This window comes from Paenibacillus sp. LjRoot153 (assembly GCF_964253085.1).
GTDB lineage: Bacteria > Bacillota > Bacilli > Paenibacillales > NBRC-103111 > Paenibacillus_E.
In genome coordinates, this window is sequence record NZ_CAXUQH020000001.1 from 7,836,901 (window position 1) to 7,859,981 (window position 23,081).

The 23,081-nt window shown below is 47.1% G+C and carries 16 protein-coding genes; 3 read left to right on the forward strand and 13 right to left on the reverse strand.

The genetic code is table 11. The annotated features are described in order from the left end of the window. Nucleotides 1-12: 12 nt before the first annotated feature. Nucleotides 13-456: a MarR family winged helix-turn-helix transcriptional regulator gene (locus ACSQ8P_RS34085; protein WP_436239182.1), complete on the reverse strand. Its 444-nt coding sequence runs from the start codon at nucleotides 454-456 to the stop codon at nucleotides 13-15. 119 nt (nucleotides 457-575) lie between these two features. Here ACSQ8P_RS34085 and ACSQ8P_RS34090 point away from each other — a divergent pair, with 119 nt between their 5' ends. Next, nucleotides 576-722: a hypothetical protein gene (locus ACSQ8P_RS34090; RefSeq protein ID WP_436239183.1), complete on the forward strand. Its 147-nt coding sequence runs from the start codon at nucleotides 576-578 to the stop codon at nucleotides 720-722. A gap of 369 nt (nucleotides 723-1,091) precedes the next feature. On the opposite strand, the gene ACSQ8P_RS34095 is transcribed toward ACSQ8P_RS34090, so the two are convergent. From ACSQ8P_RS34095 to ACSQ8P_RS34105, 3 genes are read right to left on the reverse strand one after another with little or no spacing between them, the layout of a single operon-like run. After that, nucleotides 1,092-2,666, reverse strand: coding sequence for a UDP-glucose--hexose-1-phosphate uridylyltransferase (locus ACSQ8P_RS34095; RefSeq protein ID WP_436239184.1), 1,575 nt, complete (start codon nucleotides 2,664-2,666; stop codon nucleotides 1,092-1,094). A gap of 39 nt (nucleotides 2,667-2,705) precedes the next feature. Next, the gene (galE, locus tag ACSQ8P_RS34100) at nucleotides 2,706-3,704 is read right to left on the reverse strand and encodes a UDP-glucose 4-epimerase GalE (protein ID WP_436239185.1); all 999 of its coding nucleotides are present in this window, start codon (nucleotides 3,702-3,704) and stop codon (nucleotides 2,706-2,708) included. Beyond that, complete coding sequence (locus ACSQ8P_RS34105) at nucleotides 3,705-4,886, reverse strand: galactokinase (protein ID WP_436239186.1); 1,182 nt, start codon at nucleotides 4,884-4,886, stop codon at nucleotides 3,705-3,707. Nucleotides 4,887-5,107: 221 nt separating this feature from the next. Between ACSQ8P_RS34105 and ACSQ8P_RS34110 the strand changes: the two genes are divergently transcribed. Then, the gene (locus tag ACSQ8P_RS34110; RefSeq protein ID WP_436239187.1) at nucleotides 5,108-5,965 is read left to right on the forward strand and encodes an AraC family transcriptional regulator; all 858 of its coding nucleotides are present in this window, start codon (nucleotides 5,108-5,110) and stop codon (nucleotides 5,963-5,965) included. A gap of 162 nt (nucleotides 5,966-6,127) precedes the next feature. Here ACSQ8P_RS34110 and ACSQ8P_RS34115 read toward each other — a convergent pair whose 3' ends face one another. From ACSQ8P_RS34115 to ACSQ8P_RS34150, 8 genes are all read right to left on the reverse strand, one after another. Then, on the reverse strand, nucleotides 6,128-9,184 hold the full coding sequence (locus ACSQ8P_RS34115) for a response regulator (protein WP_436239188.1): 3,057 nt from the start codon (nucleotides 9,182-9,184) through the stop codon (nucleotides 6,128-6,130). A 150-nt stretch (nucleotides 9,185-9,334) separates the two neighbouring features. Beyond that, entirely contained in the window at nucleotides 9,335-11,335 is a 2,001-nt protein-coding gene (locus ACSQ8P_RS34120; RefSeq protein WP_436239189.1) for a methyl-accepting chemotaxis protein, read from the reverse strand. 159 nt (nucleotides 11,336-11,494) lie between these two features. Next, the gene (locus ACSQ8P_RS34125) at nucleotides 11,495-12,478 is read right to left on the reverse strand and encodes an ABC transporter permease (RefSeq protein ID WP_436239190.1); all 984 of its coding nucleotides are present in this window, start codon (nucleotides 12,476-12,478) and stop codon (nucleotides 11,495-11,497) included. Nucleotide 12,479: 1 nt separating this feature from the next. Then, on the reverse strand, nucleotides 12,480-13,559 hold the full coding sequence (locus tag ACSQ8P_RS34130; protein WP_436239191.1) for an ABC transporter permease: 1,080 nt from the start codon (nucleotides 13,557-13,559) through the stop codon (nucleotides 12,480-12,482). Continuing rightward, on the reverse strand, nucleotides 13,552-15,093 hold the full coding sequence (locus ACSQ8P_RS34135; RefSeq protein WP_436239192.1) for an ABC transporter ATP-binding protein: 1,542 nt from the start codon (nucleotides 15,091-15,093) through the stop codon (nucleotides 13,552-13,554). Before ACSQ8P_RS34135 ends, ACSQ8P_RS34130 begins: the two co-directional genes overlap by 8 nt. Nucleotides 15,094-15,225: 132 nt before the next feature. Beyond that, a complete protein-coding gene (locus ACSQ8P_RS34140; protein WP_436239193.1) occupies nucleotides 15,226-16,275 on the reverse strand; it encodes a BMP family lipoprotein in 1,050 nt (349 codons plus the stop codon). A 299-nt stretch (nucleotides 16,276-16,574) separates the two neighbouring features. Next, a complete protein-coding gene (ilvA, locus tag ACSQ8P_RS34145; RefSeq protein WP_436239194.1) occupies nucleotides 16,575-17,825 on the reverse strand; it encodes a threonine ammonia-lyase IlvA in 1,251 nt (416 codons plus the stop codon). A 277-nt stretch (nucleotides 17,826-18,102) separates the two neighbouring features. Further along, nucleotides 18,103-19,605, reverse strand: a complete 1,503-nt coding sequence (locus tag ACSQ8P_RS34150; protein WP_436239195.1) for an MDR family MFS transporter — start codon at nucleotides 19,603-19,605, stop codon at nucleotides 18,103-18,105. Nucleotides 19,606-19,815: 210 nt separating this feature from the next. Between ACSQ8P_RS34150 and ACSQ8P_RS34155 the strand changes: the two genes are divergently transcribed. Continuing rightward, a complete protein-coding gene (locus tag ACSQ8P_RS34155) occupies nucleotides 19,816-20,427 on the forward strand; it encodes a TetR/AcrR family transcriptional regulator (RefSeq protein WP_436239196.1) in 612 nt (203 codons plus the stop codon). A 97-nt stretch (nucleotides 20,428-20,524) separates the two neighbouring features. Here ACSQ8P_RS34155 and ACSQ8P_RS34160 read toward each other — a convergent pair whose 3' ends face one another. Then, nucleotides 20,525-22,891, reverse strand: a complete 2,367-nt coding sequence (locus tag ACSQ8P_RS34160) for a YcdB/YcdC domain-containing protein (protein ID WP_436239197.1) — start codon at nucleotides 22,889-22,891, stop codon at nucleotides 20,525-20,527. Nucleotides 22,892-23,081 lie beyond the last annotated feature (190 nt).

Sequence of the window (23,081 nt, forward strand, 5' to 3'; positions counted from 1 at the left end):
GCCTAACTATTTTTATTCATCTTTAGGACGGAGATTATCTTTCATTTGAAGCAGAAGGCGGCGAAATAGTAGCTTTTCCTCAGGTAGAAAATGCGCAAAAGTCATCTCATCCGCAGTCTGGATCGCCTCTTTGACATGCACGGTGACTTCCTTGCCCTTCTCGGTCAGGTAGACACGCGTAACCCGTTGATCATTCTCGTCAGGGCGGCGTTCGACGAGGCCTGTTTTTTCCATGCGGTCCACCATGACGGACAGGGTCGCGCGTTTATTGTGGATGCGAGCCGCAAGCTCGCTATGGCTAAGTCCGTCCTCTACGGACAAAGCAAGCAGCAACGGGGGTTGCCCCGGATAAACATCATAGGTATGAATGATTTGATCAATCGTATGTCGGTGCATTTTCAGCAAATGTGACATCAGGTGGGTAAGTGATTCTGGATTATGGTGGTGACGCGACAATGAAACACTCTCCTTTTTAGTTAGTCGGCTAATTAATATTTTAGATAGCACTGCTCGTCCTGTCAATACGATTTTTTCCATTTGCGCGTGGGTGAGGATTCCGTGATAGGAAGTATGGGATGAGCAGGGAGTTGGGGAAAAATGGTGTATGGAGGATACTTGGAGAGGATGTTTATGGTGGTGCGGGCGGGGAGTGCTTGGTTTTGGTGCTGGAGGCGGTTGGGGATGCGGCTTCGGGTGGTGGGGATGGTTCGGGAAGTAATTAGCTTGTTTCTGGTGCGAGTGGTTTGGTGGGCTTGGTGCGTCTGTTGGTGGGGGCGGGTTGGGGAGTTAAACTAGCTCAACAATCACTTTGATGGAAAATCTCCATCTAGTTTCTCTAATCCCACCTCAAATTTCGGTTTAGATGGATTTTCTCCATCTAATTTCCCCCATTTAGCGCTATATGGGAGAATCCATGGAAATTAGCTGTACTATTTCCAGTTAATCTCTGATTTCAAGTGTTTCCCTTGAAATTAGCTGTACCTTTTCCAGTTATTCCAGCACAACTGGAAAGATCCGTATACCCGCGCGCCCTACTACGCGCGCGCGCAACAAAAAATCCCTGGTCCACCGACCAGGGATTCCGCACTAACCTACTGCTGGGCGAAGCCCACCGCAGCCAAAAACCGTCCGAACGCCGCTTGCCCGGCTTCGTCACGCTTGAAGACGCCTGCATCCAGCAGGACGTCCATGAACTTGCTGCCGACCTCCGTCTGCAGCACCGCTTTCGCCGCGTCAGCCGTCAGCGACGCGCCATGCTTCGCGAGCAGCGCCGCGATCCAATCCGCATGCTTATGCAGCGGGTGGCTAGGATCGCTCAGCTCGCGGCCGAGCTCGGCTTCGCCGGTGAGCAGCTTGGCGATATCCGCCAGCTCCTCCTGCAGGCGGCCTGGCAGCACCGCCAGCCCCATAACCTCAATCAAGCCGATGTTCTCCTTCTTGATGTGGTGCAAGTGCTGATGCGGATGGAAAATCCCATCCGGATGCTCAGCGCTGGTGCGGTTGTTCCGCAGCACCAGGTCAAGCTCGTACTCGCCGCGCGCATTGTTGCGGGCGATCGGGGTGATCGTGTTATGCGGGATCCGCTGTCCGTCCTTCTCGCTGAACGCGAGGACCTCCGCTTCCGCATCACTGTAAGCACGCCAGTCGTCGAGCAGCTTGCTCGCCAGCTTGTACAGCAGCTGCTTGTTGTGCCCGCTCAGGCGCAGCACCGACATCGGCCACTTCACAATAGCGGCCTTCACACCTGCAAAATCCGCATGTGAGAAGGCTTTCTCACTTGGCGCTTTTTCCATCGGGAACTTGTGACGTCCCCCTTGGAAATGATCGTGGTTCAGGATCGAACCACCGACGATCGGCAGATCCGCATTCGACCCGATGAAGTAATGTGGGAACTGTTCGATGAAGTCCAGCAAACGGTAGAACGTATTTGCCGTTGTTTTCATCGGAATATGCTTCTCATGGAAGATGATGCTGTGCTCGTTGTAATACACGTAAGGTGAATACTGCAGGTACCACTTCTCGCTATCCAGCTCAAGCGGGATGACGCGCAGATTCTGTCTAGCTGGGTGATTCACACGGCCTGCATAGCCTAGATTGTCTACGCACAGTAGACATAGGGGGTAGCTGCTTTGTGGCAGCGTTTTGAGCAGCGCAATTTCTTTCGGATCCTTCTCCGGCTTGGAAAGGTTGATCGTAATTTCCAAATCTCCGTAGGCCGTTTCAGCCAGCCAGTAAGCATTCTTCGCAATACGATCCATACGAATGTAGTTCGAATCGATGGATTGCTTATAAAAGTACTCGGTTGCCGCTTCGACATTCTTCGTCTTGGCCAGCGTCCAGAATTGGCGCACCACCTCGGAAGGACGAGGCATCATGAGTCCCATGATTCGCGCGTCCAGCAAATCGCGGTACGTCATCGTATTCTCTTCCAGTAGTCCCGCTTCCCAAGCTGCATCTAGCAGCTCTTCCAGCAAGCCAACCGGACTGCTCAATTTCTCCGCAGGTACTTCCCCTTGAAAAGGCTCAGCCAGTCCGAACAAATCCAGCAAAGCATTGCGTGAAGTATAGACGTCTAGCTGTTCAATCAACCCATTCTGGGTGGCGAACTGCAGAAGCCTTTCTATCGTTAACGCCGCAGATTGCGGCGTTTGTAATGTGCGTTCCATATTGCCACTTCCCTTTCTTATGAGAACCTCAACCCTACGTTACACGTTCACTTCCGCCGCGTACCCCTTCGGGTGCTTCTGGTGCCAGTTCCACGCGCTCTCAATGATCGCTTCCAAAGAATCATGCGCAGGCTTCCAGCCAAGCTCCGCTCTTGCACGCTCCGAGGAGGCAATCAACGTTGCTGGGTCGCCCGCTCTACGAGGCTCAACTACCGCAGGGATCGCATGGCCTGTGACTTTACGCGCGATATCAATAACTTGCTTCACTGAGAAGCCTGTGCCATTGCCAAGGTTGTAAATGTTGCTGTCCGCACCGCCGCGCAGCTTCTCTACCGCAAGTACGTGCGCGCTTGCTAGATCGCTAACGTGAATGTAATCACGTACGCAAGTGCCGTCTTCTGTCGCATAATCCTCGCCGAAAATTGAGATGTGCGCTCTTTGACCCAGCGCCACCTGCAAAATAATCGGAATCAGATGCGTTTCCGGGCTGTGATCTTCACCGATTTTACCGCCTGCATGGGCGCCAGCCGCATTAAAGTAGCGCAGCGACACATATTTGATACTATGGGCAGTATCGAACCATTTCATCATTTTTTCCATCGCCAGCTTCGTCTCGCCGTACGTATTCGTTGGCAAGGTACGATCGCTTTCTAGGATCGGGATGTTCTCAGGCTCGCCATACGTAGCAGCCGTCGAAGAAAATACGATGCGTTTCACGCCGTATTGCGTCATTTTTTCAAGTAAACAAAGGGTTCCATATACGTTATTGTGGTAATATTTCGCTGGATTGGTCATGCTCTCACCAACGAGTGAATTCGCTGCAAAATGAATGATGGCATCGATATTATTTTCAGTAAAAACCGTATCCATGAACTCACTGTCGCGCAGATCGCCAACGTATAGTTTACCGCCAAGCACCGCGTCCTTGTGACCTTGCTGCAAGTTATCGACGATAACAACTTCCTCGCCTTTGGCCAGAAGCTCTGCTACCGCATGCGATCCAATATAGCCCGCTCCACCTGTAACTAGAATTGCCATTTACAACGCCTCCTCAAGTTGCTCTACACCGTTGCCAATATCGCAAACATAGAAGCTTGGTGTAAGCCCTGTAATTCCCGTATATTCCGCGCCTACTTGATCGATAAACGTTTGAACGCTGTCTTCATGCACTAAGGAAACCGTACAACCTCCGAAACCTGCACCTGTCATCCGCGCACCAAGCACACCCGGCACCTTCAACGCCGCTGCAACCATCGTATCCAGCTCCAAGCCCGTTACTTCATATAGGTCGCGCAGGGAATCGTGGGATCCGATCATCAGCTTACCGAAGGACTCCAGATCATTAGCTTCCAATACTTCGATGGATTTCAAAACGCGATCAATCTCTTCCATAACATGCTGCGCTCTGCGGCGAATCGTTTCGTCTGGGATCAAATGCTTATATTCATTAAACTGCGCAAGGTTCAATTGACCAAGCAGCGTGATGTCTGGGAATTGCTTCTGCAAGTAAGTAACCGCCTGCTCGCATTGGCTTCTTCTCTCATTGTAAGCCGAGTCGAGGAGACCTCTGCGTTTGTTCGTGTTGCCGATCACAAGCTTATAACTGCCACTTTGGAAAGGAACATAACGATACTCCAGGGTATCGCACATTAGCAAGATCGCGTTATCCTTCTTACCATTTGCTACGGCAAATTGGTCCATGATCCCGCTATTGACGCCAACGAATTGGTTCTCTGTTTCTTGCGCGAGCAACGCGATTTTCACGGTATCTACTGGGTATTTCTCTAGTGTCAGCAAGCTGAAAGCTGTCACAACCTCGATGGAAGCCGAGGAAGAAAGTCCTGCACCATTCGGGATTTCACCGTGGAACAAAAGGTCATAACCTTTCGTCACTGGAAAACCTGCCTTCGCCAAGTGAACGAAGATTCCTTTCGGATAATTGATCCAATCATCCTCTTCTTTGTAGGACAAGTCGTCTATGGAAATTTGTTTGCGCAGTGCCAAATTCGTAGATGCGAAGCCGATTACACGATCTTGTCTTGGACGAATGATCAAGGTCGTTCCGAACGTCAAAGCTGCCGGGAATACATAACCGCCGTTGTAATCCGTATGCTCGCCGATCAAATTCACTCGACCAGGAGCATGAAATGCTGAGATTTTCGCAGCCGTTTCTCCGTAAATTTCAATAAACGTGTCTTTAAGAGCTTGCAAATCTGCCATGTGTGGCACCGCCTTTAGTGGTATTGGTATGTTTGCTTGGTTGTTGTTAGAAATGTTGTTTGTGCAAGTTTGTAGCTTAAGTATAAGAGATACGCCATGAATTGGCTATGGAGGCATGTTATTTCAACATGGAAAAATGTGATTTACAGATTCCGTTTTATGTTAGATTTATGATACAGTGGAAGGAACGCATGGACTTCGAACGGAGATGAGACAACGTCATGGATAAGCCAGAGAGCTATTATGTCGTATCGAACCCCCTTCCTGCTGGGGAGAGCGATTTCACGGTGTTATTCGCAGGGGAAAGCCAGACCAAGCCTGAGCATCGACTGGGACCGAAAGTATATGACTACTACTTAATTCATTATGTCATATCGGGCCGAGGCGTATTCTCCTCACATGGAGAAGAGTATGCTATTAGCGCTGGCGACAGCTTCGTCATTGAACCAGAACAACTAATTAGCTATGTCTCTGATGAGCTGGATCCGTGGCATTATTGTTGGATCGCCTTTACGGGCGTGCAAGCAGCGAAGCTTGTTGGTGAGGCGGGCCTCACGCCCGCCAACCCCATCATCCATATTGCACGCAATCGGCATATGCCTGTGCTTTTTCGCCAGATCCAGCAGGCGCTCAAATCAAAAAAATCAAATGCGCAGCTCAAAGCCACTGGCTACCTCAGCTTATTACTCGGCGAGTACTGCGAAGCCCTGTCTGCCCCTGTGGTGACAGGACTGGTCACGGAAGACGAAAGCGACCGCATCGTGCAGCAAGCGATTCATTACTTGTCCACGCAATATGCGGAGCCCATCACCATCGAAATGATGGCTGAGAGCTTGGGCTATAATCGCGCTTATCTATCACGCATGTTCAAGCGGCACACCAAGGTGACGCCGGTTACCTTCCTGCTCAAGCTGCGCGTCGATAAAGCGCGGCTGCTGCTGCGAGAACGGCTGGAGCTTACGATTGAGCAGATCGCAGCGTCGGTAGGCTTCTATGACCCGCTGTACTTCTCTAAGCAATTTCGGCGCTGGTATGGCGTCTCTCCGAGCGAGTATCGGAATCAGATCAAATTGCTCTGATTCCGTAAGTTCAAATTGCGTGCGCTCCGGCGCTGACGGCGACCTGTAAATCGATTTTTTCGACTTACGCACGTGCTTCCGCGCTGACGGCGACCTGTAAGTCGACTCATTCTAAACAAAAGGCCAGATCAGCACAAACTATATGCTGATCTGGCCCTATTTTCATTTTACCATCAAATACACCGCAATAGCTTGATTAACCAACACTAACTTGTTCTCCGCAGTGTTCAAGAGCTCCTCAACCAGCTCGCTAGCCCCTTGATGGATCGCAGTTTGAAGCTCATCCGCTGTATGACTGAGAGGATTTGCTCCGATGTTCGAAGCCACTCCTTTGAGCGTATGAGCAAGCAATAGCGCTTCGGAAAAGTCTTTTTCCGCGATCGCCTCTCGTATCCCCTCTATCGCGTTCGCATGGTTCGAAACAAACTTGTGCAAGATTCGCTCATAGAGGTTCACATTTTGTCCCAGACGCCCCAACGCTTCTTCTGCGTTCAGTGCGGGTAACACCTCGATTTGCTTGGCAGCTGCGACTTCGGCATAACCCCTCCCTCGCGAGCTCTGAATCGTTCGTTGTAAGACGCTGAATAGCTGAATGGGTTCAAATGGCTTCGAAATATACGCATCCATGCCGGCTTCCACGACCTGCTCCTTAATACCCTGCATAGTATCAGCAGTCATCGCGATAATCGGTGTCTCTTGATCAAAATCCCTAATATTTCTCGTTGCCTCAAAGCCATCCATGAGCGGCATCTGCAAATCCATTAAAATGGCATCATACTGCTTAGTCGCAATCCGTTTCAACGCTTCAATGCCATTCTCTGCTACGTCTACCCGAATATCAACCTCCTGAAGAATGGCCTGAGCCACCTGTTGGTTGATTTCATTATCTTCCACCAACAAGACCTCCGTGTTACGGAGCATGTGCAGTTTTTTGGCTTCATTCTCACCCTGCGGCGATGCGATCTTCATCTGTAGCTGTTCTTGAAACAAGTTCGTTATTTGGTTATATAACTGAGACTGACTCATTGGATAATAGAGTACCTTTTTCACGGATGTCGTCTGAGATTTCAGCTGAAGCTCTGATTCGTGATACGAACTGATCAGTACGACTTGCACAGGTGTAGCATTCTCCAACTTTATTTTCTCCGCTAGGGCTTGTGCCTTCTCATCCTGAAGCTTCCAATCGATAATTACGAGATCATAACGGCCGCTTACGCTAAGTTGTTTCAGTGCGCTTTGAGCAGAATCTACAGCATTAACAATAAATTGGAACTGTTCCAGTTGACTCTGCAGAACAAGACGCATTTCCTCGTCATCACAAATGAGCAGCACGCGCAGGAATTTCAAATAGGACGTAACTGGCGCACTGAATACATGCTCAGAACCTACTTCGAACTTCACTGTGAAGATGAAGCAACTCCCTCTCCCCAGCTCGCTCTCAACATGGATCTCCCCTTGCATCAACTCTACGATACTCTTGCTGATGACTAGACCAAGACCTGTCCCCCCGTATTTACGAGTCGTTGACATATCCGCTTGCGTGAATCCGTGAAACAATAATGCCTGCTGCTCAGGTGTCATCCCAATGCCTGTATCCCGCACTTCGAATCGAAGCGAAACCCCGTTATCATCTTGTGAAGAAACACTTACCGCAATCGCAATTTCACCTTCATCTGTAAATTTCAAAGCGTTATTCACCAAATTGAGTAAAACCTGATTCAATCGGAACGGATCGCCATTCAAGACTTGTGGTACCTCATGATGGATGGAGAAATGTAGTTTCAATCCTTTCTCATACAGCGAAAATCCGATGATATTCGAGATATTGCTCATAATTTCATACAAATCAAAATCGATGCGCTCCAGAACAATCTTCTTCGCCTCAATTTTCGAGAAATCGAGAATATCACTGATGATCGTCAGCAAGCTTTTCGCCGAAAGCACCGTCTTCCCGACATAATCCTTCTGCCGCTCCGTGAGATCCGTTTGCTGAAGCAAATAATTCAGTCCAATGATTGCATTCATCGGTGTGCGGATTTCATGGCTCATATTCGCTAGAAATTCACTCTTCGCCCGGTTAGCAGATTCGGCGGATTCCTTCGCATCAGCAAGAAGCAAATTCTTGCTTTCCAGCTCTGATGTTCGTTCCTCCACCAACACTTCAAGATGATCCTTGTACTGATTCAGCGTCTCTTCAGCCTGCTTACGTTCGGTGATATCGACACCCGCAAAGATAACGCCGCCCACTTCTCCAGTTTCTGTCCAAATCAAATTATTGCTCCACCCGTAAAGTCGCTCTTGACCTGATTTATCTACTATGAGCGATTCAAAATAGTCGGACAAAGCATCGCCATCCATGAATTCTTGGTAGCGCCGTTTTCTCATTTCTAAGAGATACTCGGGCCCACAAACATCAAACCAATTCTTACCTAAGATCTCCGTTTCCTCATAACCTAGCACCTTGTAGCCCTTACGATTCAACAGCTCAACTCTGCCATCTCGGTCTAAAACAACTATCATGACATCAATGAGATTGAGATAGCTTTGAGCTTTCTCCTTCTCCTTACTCAACTTCTGTTCGCCCTTCCTTCTCACAGAACGCGTCTGTAAGGCAAGAGCAGCCCCAATGGCAATAGCCACAATCGTAAAAATGCTCGCCATCCAAAGTACTAACTCACGCTGATTGGATGTGCGATCTACATCCCTTTGGGTCCCCATTAAATTGTAATCAATCCACTTCTGTAAGCTTGCATCGGCTTGCTCTCGATTCGGTGCAAGCTTGTCCAACAAGCCCTTCCCCATGCTGTAATCACCGGATTGGACGGCATCAATGATAAGCTGGCCCTTCTGCAAGTAATCTATCGTTTTATCCGACACTTCCATATAAATCTGTCTTTCACTTTCAGAGTTGATGAAAGACTCATAACTTCGATACTTTTCATCAAACTGTCGACGGACATCCTGATAAGAAGTAATCACTGTAAGAAGGGCATTCTTATCCGTTTCAAGCACCATTTTATGCAAAAGAACTCTTTCCTGTGTAATGAGCTCTTGCATCTCTACGATTCTAGCAATACTCGGCATCCAATTTATCTTGACACGGTCAAGGGTTCCCTTCAGAGCGAACATCTGATAGAAGTTCGTTCCAATAACTGCTATTAGTAAAGCAATGATGATGATAAAAGTCCACATTGACTTCATCAAAGTAATCGCTTTCATCTTCATTCACCCCTCATAGCCGATTATAACATACTGTCCCAAAATATAGTTAAAAAGTCCTAATTAAAGTGTGACTTCAGACATACCGAGCACCACATCCTACTCCTCAAAAAACGCCTCTTCCGACATACGGAAGAGGCGCATCACCTGTTATTTTAATCGGAATCGACTGATTTGATCTTGTAATTCAACAGCTAGCTCACTAAGTGACTCCGACGATGAAGTAATTTCCTCCATAGACTGCAGCTGCCCAGATGCTGACAAAGCAATGGATTGTAACTCATTCAGTCCCTGCTTAACAATACTAACTGTCTCTTGCGAAGATGCTGCAACCTCCTCTGTTCCTGCAGAAATTTGCTGAGTTGCCGCGGAAACTTCCTGGATCTGGTCGTGAACCAACTGAATGGAGCCATGAATGGTATGAAACACACCTCCAGCTGTTTCTACTAACGCAGAACCCTTCTCGACCTCGACTACTCCACCTTGCATCGCGTTAGACGCTTCCTTCGTTGCTTGAATCGTCTCCCCGATCATTGCGGTAATGTTCACGGTCGCCTTGCTTGTTTGTTCAGCGAGCTTCTTCACTTCGCTTGCCACGACTGCAAAGCCTCTGCCATGCTCTCCTGCTCTTGCTGCTTCAATGGATGCATTCAAGGATAGCAAGTTCGTTTGTGTCGCAATCTCAGAAATAACACCGACGATTAGCCGTATTTGTTCTGATTTCCCTTCCAAATCACGCATAACTTCAGCCGTTTGCGCAACTGCATGACTAACCAAATTCATTTGGGTGATCGCCTGCTGAATCTCGGAATTTCCACGATTAACCTCCTGAACAACATTTTGCGCTGTATCAGAAACATGGGTGGAGGACTCGGCGATTTTCTGTACACCCGCTGCCATCTCACCCATAGCTGTGGAAATTTGCTCAGAGGCTTGATAATTAGCTTCAGAACCTTGTACAACCCCTTGAACAGCCCGCGTGATGTGTTCGGATGATTTCGTAGACTCGTTTGCGATCGCAGTCAATTGCTCCGAAGAGGCCGCTATATGCGAAACCGCGTCGGATATTTTGGTAACCATCACTGTGAAGGAGTCCAGCATGGCATTAATATTTTGGCGCATCGTAGCGATTTCATCATTCCCTTTGGAGCTAAGCCTGCCAGATAGATCACCTTGTCCAACTTGCTGCATAAGTGAGGAAATTTGGGTAATAGGTCGGATGACCAGTCGAGATATTACAATGGCTAACGCAGCAACGAGCAACGCAGAAATCACTAAAATCAGATAAGAAGCATTTCGAATTTGTTCAACTTTCTGAAACACTTCAGATTTCTCAGCTGTTAAGATGAGCTTCCAGCCTGTTACTTCAATTGTATTGAAAGCAGCGGATTTCGCAGTGCCGTCTGGCTCCTTGTATTCAATATAGCCCACCTTATCAGCGAACACAGTTCTTTTATATAGATCTAACTTTTCGGGAGTAGAGGATTCCTCCAGCTTTTGCCCCGTCTTTTTGGGATGTACAAGGTACGTGCTAGATGGTGAAAGCAAGTACCCATAACCAGTTTCTCCGAATTTAATCATTTGCATGATGGACTGTATTTGTTCCGGGCTAACAAAAGCCTGCACAATACCACGGAACACACCACCGTTATCAGAAAGAGGAACATCGATGATGAGGATGCTCTTGCCGCTGCTCTCCTCTTTTATGATTTCGGAAACAGCCACTTTTTTCTCTGTAGCGGCTTTCTTGTAGTTATCAAACTTAGTTGCATCTATTTTGCCTCCTGCTGTGTCAGTGGACATTCCCATAGGATCAACATAAGCAAAACGATATACTTCAGGGTCACTCTCCGCCATCACTTTCAGCACAGGCATAACCAGCCTCGCATCGCCACCCATAAATTCGGGATGCGTTTTAACAATGGATTGTATAGAAGCGATTTTACTATTCAACCAGGAATTGATTTCAGCTGCATTAAACTCTGCCATTTGCTTCTGATGCTGCATCGTTTCCGACTCGATGGTTGATGAAGATTTGTCACTCAGGATGAGCATAGAAATAAGAAGCGGAATCAACGAAACCGCCAATAGGAGTAGTGTCATTTTCATCCCAAGAGATTTGGCGCTGAATATATTTCGTAAAACTGGCATGATGGTTTTCCTTCCTTCTTCCAAACAATAAAATTTCTGAATAGTCAGTTAGGTAAGACATTCGCCATAATTCGACAAGAACCCTCCTAATTTCGACACTCCTCGAAACAAAAAAACACCATCACAGGATCACTCCCATGATGGTGCTTATTCATCGATCTATCTCTTGCCTGGATCGTACGGCTCACCCAGTGCCGACGGTGCTTTCGCGCGGCCCACAGCTCCTGCCAATACCAGGATTGTCAGTACGTAAGGCAGCATGTAGAGGAATTCCTGCGGAATGTCCTTGGAGAAATCGAACAACCGCATAAAGTTGTTGAGCGCTTGCGCCATTCCGAAGAATACCGCGGCGCCCAAGGCGCCAAATGGATGCCACTTGCCGAAAATCATCGCAGCCATCGCAATAAAGCCTTGACCCGAGATCGTGTTATGCGAGAACGCACTTGTTGTCGTTAGCGTGATTGTTGCTCCGCCAAGACCACCTAGCAAACCGCTGATTAGAACAGCGAGATAGCGAATGCGTTTCACTTTAATCCCTACCGTATCCGCGGCACTCGGATGCTCACCCACGGCACGCAGGCGCAGGCCGAACGGTGTTTTGAACAGCACATACCACGTCACGAAGACTAGTATTAACGCAATATAAGTCGTCGGATAAGCAGTAAAGAGTGCATAGCCGATATAAGGAATCTTGGAAAGAAGCGGAATTTCCCATTTGGAGAAAACATCATTCAGGGTTTCGGTTTGACCTGCACCGTTGAACAATACTTTCACCAAGTACAACGTTACGCCAGCTGCCAAGAAGTTGATGACCACACCGCTGATGACTTGGTTCGCTTTGAACGAAATCGTCGCAACCGCATGAATCAAGGCGAAGATCAGAGCGAATAACAGCGCGCACAAGAGTCCAATCCACGGTGACCAGATGCCCATGTTCGCTTCTTCCGCATAGTAAGCTCCCACTGCGGAAGCGAATGCACCGGAAACCATCAGACCCTCGATCCCGATATTGACGATACCGGAGCGCTCCGAGTAAATACCGCCTAAAGCTCCGAAGATTAGCGCTGTGGAATACACCAGCGTTGTATTAATAAGTTCACTGAATTTCGTGAAGAACGCATTAAGCATACTGAGCAGGTCCATATTACGAAGCCCTCTCTTTCTTGCGTTTGCCGTAGAACGGGATCAGCACCCATTTGACAATACCTTGGGTAGCAACGAAGAAAATCACCGATCCGATGACAATACGGATAATTTCTGGTGGTACATCCGCACCAAAGCTCATCCCCGCAGAACCATAAGATAAGCCACCGAAAAGGATAGATCCCAACACGACACCTATCGGATTGTTGGCCCCGAGCAAGGATACCGCGATACCGTCGAACCCATACCCTGGCGTGCCTGCCGCAACGACCTGATAATGGAATACACCGAGAACTTCAAACACACCAGCAAGTCCAGCAAATACCCCGGAAATAAACATCGCCTTGATGATGTTCTTATTCACGTTCATGCCCGCGTACTTGGCGGCATCGATATTATGCCCTACGGCACGCAGTTCGTAGCCTTGCTTCGTTTTCCAAAGAATCAAGTAGAAGACGACCGCGGCCAGAATGGCAATCAAGGTTCCCCAGTGGAGCCTCGCGTGGTTCATCGCTTCCGACAACCAGCCAATACTGAGTGAGGCCGAGTCTTGAATCATATAAGAACGTTGCTGCTTCGGCTCTAGAAGGAAGGCATTCACGATATAGTTGGACAAGAACAATGAGATCCAGTTCAACATGATCGTGGTAATGACTTCGTTAACGCCGCGCTTCGCTTTCAAATAGCCTGCAATTGCGCCCCAAAGTCCGCCGATTAACGCGCCGACAACCACCGCAAGGGGAGCATGGATGATCCATGGTAGACCATGGATTTTGACACCAATAAAGGTAGCCCCCGTCATCCCCATCACGAACTGCCCTTCCGCACCAATATTGAACAACCCTGTACGGAATGCGAACGCAACGGATAAACCGGTTAAAATAAGTGGCGTAATCGCCCGAATCGACTCCCCGATATCGTATGGACTGCCCAAAATCCGAGAGAACAATGCTCCATACGCAGCAATCGGATTGTAACCACCAGCGAGCATGACAAGCGCTCCGAATAGCAGCCCCAGCACGATCGCCACAAGGGGATTGACCGCTGATTCACTTGTAAAGACGCGAACAATTTTATTCATGAAGGGCTCCTTTCTGGGTTGCTTTACTGCCCGCCATCAGCAGACCAATCTCCTGATCGTTCGTATCCTGTGGCATCACTTCGCCCACAATCTGTCCTTCGTAGATAACGGCAATACGATCGGAAACATTCATAATTTCATCCAGCTCAAACGAAATCAACAGAACGGCTTTCCCTTTGTTCCGCTGCTCAATCAGCATCCGATGAACGAATTCGATCGCACCAACGTCCAAACCACGCGTCGGCTGCGCCGCGATCAACAGATTGGGATTCTTGTGTATTTCCCTTGCAATAATCGCCTTCTGTTGATTACCACCAGACAAGGAGCGTGCCTTATTGTAAATACTCGGTGTGCGAACATCGAACTGCTTAATCAGTGCTTCTGCATGCTTATCGATGGCCTCATAATTCAAGAAGCCGCCTTTGTTATACACTGGATGGAAATACGTTTCGAGCACCATATTTTCACTCATTGTAAAATCAAGCACCAGCCCGTGTTTATGCCGATCCTCAGGGATATGCGACAGCCCTGCCTCCGAAATCTCACGCGGTGTCTGATTGGTAATATCGCTGCCCATGAGCAGCACTTTACCGCCATCCACAGCACGCAAGCCCGTCAACGCTTCGATCAGTTCACTCTGACCGTTGCCATCTACACCTGCGATACCCAGAATTTCGCCAGCTTTCACTTCAAAATTAAGCCCTTTGAGCGACGCTAATCCTTGCTGATTACGCACCATTAAATCTTGCACCTGAAGAACAGGCTCTCCAAGCTTGCATGCTTCCTTGTTCACTTTAAAGGAGACATCGCGTCCGACCATTTTCTCGGCCAGAATTTGCGGATTCGCATGGACGCATGCCAACGAATCAATCACTTTACCACGACGAATAATCGTCACCGTATCAGCGATCTCCATAATTTCTTTCAGCTTATGTGTAATGAGAATAATGGACTTGCCCTCTTTCACAAGGTTACGCATAATGACCATCAATTCACTAATCTCTTGCGGCGTTAGTACAGCTGTAGGCTCATCAAAAATTAAAATATCGGCGCCGCGATACAGCGTTTTCAATATTTCGACACGCTGCTGCATACCGACTGAAATATCTTCGATTTTGGCTTTTGGATCCACACGTAAACCATACTGCTCAGATAGCTTGCGCACTTTATCTTGTGCTGTTCGAATATCCACATTCATACCACGTTTGGGTTCCATCCCCAAGATGATATTTTCAGTTACTGTAAATGGTTGTACCAATTTGAAATGTTGATGCACCATCCCGATGCCGAGCTCGATGGCTCGATTCGGACTATCGATAAAAACTTCATTGCCTTGCACATAAATACTGCCTTCATCCGGCTGATATAAACCGAATACAATGTTCATCAATGTTGATTTACCTGCACCATTTTCACCAAGCAAGGCGTGGATTTCACCTTTTTTCAGCTTCAGGCTTATAGCATCATTAGCAACAATGCCTGGAAATCGTTTCGTAATGTTGCGAAGTTCAACAACTGGGACTGCTTCACTCATCAGATCACCCTAAGGATCAATTTTTTATTACTCCATGCCCATTAAAACTAAAGAACAAGGCTAGTTAATATAACTAGCCTTGTTTGTACAGAAGCAAACCTATCGCTCTTACCAATAACGTCGTTTCGACGCTTATGGTTTTTCAGGAACTTTGATTTCGCCGCTAATAATTTTGGCTTTGTACTCGTCAACTTTTTTCAAGATGTCAGCAGAAACGTTTTTCTTGGATGTTTCAGGAAGGCCTACGCCATCATCTTTCAGACCCAATGTAACGACTTTACCACCTTGGAATTTGCCTGCAACAACATCTTTGGATACGCGAAGTACCGCAGAGTCAACACGCTTCAACATGGATGTAAGTGTAACTTCATCACCAAACTCTAGGGATTGGTCTTTATCTACACCGATAACCCATACTTTTTTACCATTTTTAGCGCGATCCTTCGCTTCGTTGAATACACCGTTACCCGTGGATCCAGCTGCGTGGAAAATAATATCAGCGCCATCGTTGTAGATCGTTGCTGCTGCCGCTTTACCAAGATCAGGTTTGTCGAAAGCACCTGTGTAGTTGATTTGAATTTTCGCATCTGGTTTTACTGCTTTAACGCCAGCTACGAATCCAGCTTCGAAACGTTTGATAACCGGGATGTCGATACCACCAACGAAGCCGATTTTATTTGTTTTTGTTGTAAGACCTGCAACCACACCAACAAGGTAAGAACCTTCTTGCTCGGAGAAAGTTACGGACTCTACGTTCGGAGCTTCTACAACGTTATCAATGATCGCAAGTTTTGCGTTCGGGTTTTGAGTTGCGACTGTTTTAACAGCATCACCCATCAAGAAACCAATACCCCAAGTCAGGTTGTAACCGTCTTTAACGAACTGATTCAAGTTAGGTGTGTAGTCTGCATCACTTTTACTTTCAAGATTTTTCACGTTAGCGCTTGTTTGTTTTTTCAGTTGCGTCAAGCCTTCCCAAGCGCTTTGGTTAAAGGATTTGTCGTTTACGCCACCGATATCTGTAACCATGCCGATTTTGAAGTCTTTACCTGTATTATCGCTAGCTACTGCACTTGCTGCTGGTGATGCGGATGAACCTGTCTCTTCTTTTTTGGCACAACCGGAAATCACTAGTGCAGAAACCGTTACAGTCATCAGAACTGTTGAAAAAATCTTCTTCATCGATTTTACCCCCATCGTATCATCATTTAATTGAAACCATGAAGCCCACACTGTAGGTTAACCAAATTCAGTTAAATTATGTAAGTTGACTTCAAATTAAGTGTATCATCTTGATTCCTAACAGAGAAGCGAATCACACCTAGAATCACATAATTCGTCATGTCACACAAGTTAACATCTTGTTTTTGTTTTCTCCGACAATATAGGTTCTAAGCCCCAATTATTGATTATACAACCAGTGGTTAATAAAATCTAGATTGCTCAATGTTAATTTTTTGACACTCTCGTGTCATAAAATACTAGATCAGCAGGTTAAATAGTTTCGGATCTTTATTGATTTCGATATAGCCGTAATCCTTACGCGATAGGCGCTCAATGAGCCCCTCATAATCGTCTTTATTCTTAAGCTCAATCCCTACCAACGCCGGCGCATCATCACGATTATTCTTCTTCGTGTACTCGAAACGTGTGATGTCATCCGTAGGTCCTAGTACTTCCTCCAGAAATTCACGCAGCGCTCCTGCACGTTGTGGGAAATTCAAGATGAAGTAATGCTTCAAGCCCTCGTATACGAGGGATCTTTCTTTGATTTGCTGCATCCGATCGATATCATTATTCCCGCCGCTGATAATACATACGACATTCTTCCCGCGAATTTGTTCCCGGTACGCATCAAGCGCTGCCACTGGAAGCGCCCCTGCCGGCTCAATAACAATTGCGTTGCTATTATAGAGTTCCAAAATGGTTGTACATTCTTTGCCGGAAGGAATGATGACGATATCCTCTAGCTTCTCTTTGCAAATGTCAAACGTCATCTCGCCTACCTGCGCTACAGCTGCACCGTCAACAAACTTCTCAATGGAAGGCAGCTTAACAACGCTTCCCTGCTTCAATGCTTCTGTCATACTTGCCGCGCCCTCCGGCTCTGCGCCAATAATGCGCGTTCGAGGTGACACGCTCTTCACATAAGTCGCAACTCCGGCAGCCAGTCCACCTCCGCCAATCGTAGCAAAGATGAAGTCCGGCGTTTCTGGCATCTGATTCATGATCTCTAAGCCAACAGTCCCTTGCCCAGCAATCGTACGCACATCATCGAACGGGTGGATGAATACCTTATTCTCCTTCAGACAATATGCCTTGGCTTGGGTCGAAGAATCATCGAAGGAATCGCCTACGAGGATAACTTCCACGAAAGTGCCGCCGAACAGCTTCACTTGCGATATTTTCTGACGCGGTGTCGTAGTCGGCATGAAGATCTTGCCCTCAATGCCTAACTGCTTACAGGAATAAGCTACACCCTGTGCGTGATTGCCTGCACTTGCGCACACAACACCCGCTGCGCGCTCTACTTCTGTTAAGCTTTGGATTACATTATAAGCTCCGCGAATTTTGAACGAACGCACGATCTGCATATCTTCACGTTTGAGGTAAACGTTACATTCATACTGGCTAGAGAGCAGCTCATTGCGTTGCAGTGGCGATGGTTCGATCACCTTGCTGAGCACATGATTGGCTCTAATAATATCTTCCAAACCCACTTTACCAGACACAACCATTTTCTCGAACACCCTTTCTTTGTTGAAGCTTCCACTAGAGTTTTAACAAGTATTGTATCATATGTGGTGCGTTCTGTACGCAAATATAGAAGGAGCATTTTTCTCCATCTGTAAGCATGTTTTTCATCGTTACAGCGATCAGGTTTCGCGCTGCCGTGTCTGTATTAACGTCTTTCACAATTACAGCCTACCTCGGGGTCACACAACAAAAGCCGCCCCTCGAAGTCAATTGACCTTGAGGAGCGGCTCCTTATACGTCCAACCTTAGTGATTAATGACCGACCATCATTGGAACTTCTGCCGCATTCCCGGACTCGCCTTCAATTTTCTTAGGCTTCTGCAGCATCAAACCAAGCAGACCGCCAACAATGGCGATACCCAGCAAAATGAGGAATGTATGTCCGAATGCAGAAGCATATAAGCCTACATCTGGCTTTTGTGCACCGGATTCAACCATCAAATCCTTAAATTTCGTACTGAATATCGTCATCAAGATGGCAATAGCGAAAGACATCATAACTTGCTGTGCCGCGTTCGTCAAGGACGTTACACGACCAACCAAATTCTGTGGTGCCGATTGAATCAAGTGATTGTTCAGCGGCATCATGAATAGTCCCATACCCGCTCCCAGAAGCGTAAGCGGCAGCATAACAGTGCCTACACCGGAATCACCAGAAATATTGGAAAGCAGCAATGCCGAAATCGTTGTAAGAACCATCCCCGCAATAACGAGCGGACGAGCACCGAAACGGTCGGACAGCTTACCACCGATTGGCATGAACAATCCGGAAGCCAAAGCTTGAGGAAGCATGATTAGTCCCGTTTTCAATGGGCTGTACCCATGTGCTTGTTGTAAGAAAAGTGGTACAAGGAACATTGTACCGAACATAGCAATCTGTGAAATCCACTGCACGATAATCCCCTTAGTGAAGTTCCCTGAACGGAATACGCGAAGCTCCAAAAGTGGATTCTTCTGTTTCAATTCAACAATAATGAACAGGATAAGTGCAATGACACCAACGCCAGAGCCGATCAGTGTATCTGCATCTGTCCATGTGGATTTCCCCGTAATTGGATCAATACCACCGTTGGAAACACCATAAACAAGTGCCGCGAAAGCTAAAGGCCCTAACAACATACCCAACAAATCAAGAGAAGCAACGCTTTGACGCTGCATATTTGGCAATGTACGAATACCTAAAATAATACCAATAACACCGATAGGCAGATTAATAAGGAAAATCCACTGCCAGCTGTGATACTCAACTAACCAACCCGCAACAACAGGACCAAGAGCTGGACCCAATAGGATTGGAATACCCATCATCCCCATAACAGCCCCTACTTTGCCTGGAGGGGATAAACGATAAATGAAGGCCATAGCAATCGGCACGACGACACCGCCGCCTAAGCCTTGAATAACACGGAAAGCAATCAACATTTCAACCGAGTTCGCTAGTGCACATAGACCAGAGCCTATTGTAAAGAGACCTACGGAAATCAAGAAAATTTTCTTGGCACCGAAACGATCCGATAACCAACCTGCCAACGGAATAACCGCGGCTTGTGCTAATGCATAACCAATGACCGTCCATTGAACGAGCGATAGATTCAATAGATTGAACTCTTCTTGCAGCTTAGGAAGCGCAACGTTGACCGCTGTTCCGTCCAAAATAACCATGAAAATACCTACTACAATCGCTACCAGCGGCCCCAATATGCTGCGCATTGAAAACGGAGCTTCTGTTTCTTTCGATGTTGCTTGTGAAGACATGTCATCCCTCCATCCGATTAATTACTCTCTTGTCTATCGTTGACCGTATATAGTATACCCTGTACAATACAATGGTGGCAGACTTACACGAACATCAATAACTCCTGTTGCAAACGGACAGATGTCCGTTTACATTCATGATGCTAACAGAACCTTCGTTTCTTTGTCAATACGAACACAATAAATTTACATCTAACGAGGTGGTTACAGATGTCCATTCGTCATGAACGCAAGGACGCCATGGAAAATCGCCAATTAATACTCCAAACCGCCAAACAACTCTTTCATGATTATGGCGTTCAATCGGTCAGCATGCATCAAATTGCCAAAACAGCGGGCATTGGACAAGCAACCCTCTATCGCAGATATGCGGATAAAGGGGACCTTTGCTTCGATGTCCTTCAACAATATGGGAAGCAATTTATAAATGACATTATGATGTATCTCGAAAAACATAACCAGGCCGCACCCATTGATCGATTGACAGGCATTTTGGATCTATGGATTGATGAGATTGAAGAAAAAGCTGAGCTAATCGTTGCCATGTCAACCAAGATTGATATCAACTGCGAGGGTGACCGCGGCAACTTCTTCCTCTCCCCTATCTACCATTTCATACGCGATAAATTGTCGGAGCTTATTCTCGAATCCCTTGGACCCGAGCAAGGTCAGCAAACGGAGCCAGATTTTGCAGCCCATACAATCATTTGCTCCATCTCGCCGATCGGCTATTTTCATATCAAAAACGAGAAAGCCTATACGAAAGAGCATATGAAGGCACATTACCGTCAATTGTGCTGCTTTCTTTTCAAAAGAGATTAGCTCTCTGGCCACCCAAATGCCTAGACGGCTGAATAAAGACCTCTCAATGGTGCATTGAGAGGTCTTTTGTCGTTTCACTTATACGACTCACAATAGATTAATAGTAATACCGCGGCTTCTCCTGCAATTCGGCTCTCGTTTGCAAGAAGCGATAGAACGCGCTAGCCGCCTGTGCTTTCGTCACTTCATCCTGCGGGGCAAAGTAACCATCGCTGAGCGTCATAATATTCAGCCCTACCACGATAGCAGCGTCACCCACATGCGCCAGCTTCCCAGCATCCGAGAAATCTTTGTTAAATACACCGTCAAATTTAGTTAGACTGTGATAACCCAGCGCTTTCACGATCAATTGCGCCATCTCTTCACGATTCATCGCAGCTTCTGGATTGAACTCTTTCCCTACATCAAGCAGCCCGCGATCAACGGCATTTTCCACATAGGCAAAATATTTGGAGCCATTGCCCACATCCGCGAAGGAAGCAGCCCGCTCAGCTCCGTAATAGATGCCGCCGTTGCCACCATTCATGGCGATGACAAGCATTTTGACCAACTCACCACGCTTAATCGTTTGGTCTGGGTTCACTTTGCCGTCCTTCACATCCAAAGCTTGATAATCAAGCATCAGTTGAAGTTCATTTTGTGCCCAGTGCTTATCAATATCACTGACAACAACTTTATCCAAAGAGATAATCTCGCCGGATTGCGCACTGCGCCATTGACCGGTCCCGGCATCCAGAAGGAAACTATCGCGATTCGCACTTTTAGGAACGAGGGAATACACGAGCTTCGCCTTTGACTCAGCTTTGGCACCCGTCGCCGCTGACGGAGGAATCTCCCCTGCCGCCACCATCACGCGATATTTCTCGATTGGCATAGCGCCATAGTATCCGTTGCTCTCCAATACGTAGCCAAGCTTCACATCGAACTGTGCCAGCCACAGCTCCTTCGCCTTATCGACTGAAATAACCTCAGGCTTTTGAGCAGGATACGCGATATCACTTAAGGATACATAATAGTTCGAGATGGCTCCGGTTACACGGTCGATGCTTACCCGTACCTCTTCATTACCCACAACAACACCGTCAATGACGCGTTTGTAGCTAATTTCCCATGTGCGCATTTTCTTCAGCATTTCCTGGGAATACTCTTTCTGAACATTCAGCACGAGTTGATTCGTGGAAGCAGGAAGCTGCGCTTTGACAAATTCCGTGCTTTTCGCAATCGCATCATCTATTGAAATTTTGCCTTCGACAGGCTTCTCATTTTCACCGCTATACGGTACATAGTAATTAAAATTAGTAATAACGCCGGTTTTACTATTCACGGATGCCCAAACGTTATTTCCTGCAATCATCTTACCCGAAGCTGCTGTATCCGATGTTGCCTTGCTCCAGCTCATATTCCAGCTCGAGAAGGTCTCTCCTGTTTCAGGATTTTTGGATTCATTATAAGAAGCTTCTTGCAGCTTGTATTCAGAGGATAGGTTAAACGTCGTTACCACTTTCTTGACTGCTTCTTCCTTCGTCAAATTCAAGGTAGCTGGCGGTTTCGTTCCCAGTGGTTTATCTGTTAATGGCTTATTGTCGCCGCTCAAGCTAGGAAATGGCTGCCAGACCTCGCCCGTTGCAGCATCCAAAGCAAAACTGTTCATAAAGTAGGAAATAATCGGAGTTCGCTTCCCTTGCGTGTTGTAAGGCATGGAATACTGTAAGGAAAGCTCCATCTTCTCACGGAAAAGTTTATCTGCCTTTTCTTTAGAAATCGGTGTGCTCGCCTGATCAAAAATCACCTTATCGTCCCAATTGTACCAATAGCTCGTAATCTGGCCTTCACCATTGACGTTAACATTAAGTCCATTCCCCGAGTAAGGAACTCCCCCAACGGATCGATCGTAGCGAATGTTATATTGATAATTACCGTCAAGCGGGGTACGGAACGCTTTCTCTTCCGAGTCATCGTACAGAAGTTCCTTCTGCTTCGATGGGTTTACCTTAGCTACAAATGCTGCAGCCAGTTCCTTCGCAGCTTGAAAATCCACCTTAGGCGGATACGACGGTTTATGTTCAGGATCATTGTCATTCATATTGTAAGACGTCAACGTTCCATCCAAGCCATTAATCGCGATATTAGCTGAGCCATAGAAACGATCTTTCACTTTCTTCGAATAGCTAATATTCCAAGTCGGGATACTCTGACCATTCTGGCCATAGAAAGCATTTAAACTTATCGATTGAAGAATATAATCTGTGGGTAGTGTTATGTAAGCTTTCGCATGCTCAAGCGCTTGTTCTTTGGTAATTTTGGCATCGAGTGCCGACGTATCTACTTGCCCTGGGAAGGCAGGGGATGACATGGCGGCCGTTCCTGAACCAGTTGCCATATCTGCCCATACCCCGGTCGGGGCGACTGCGAGCAACAGCGTAGAAGCGATTACCATCGTGCCTGCTTGTTTTAATAATTTCAAAGTCATCTTCCTCCTTAGTGTTCTCCATACAACATATGGACCCACATGCTTGGACGCGTCCAACTGCCATATATACCTTGACGGTGAGCGCTGGAAAAAGGTTGCAAATAATTGAGAAAAATTTACCAATATTTTATCTCTGCTTCACTCTCAACAAATAGAAAAAGACTTGAGCATCCCACACGGAATG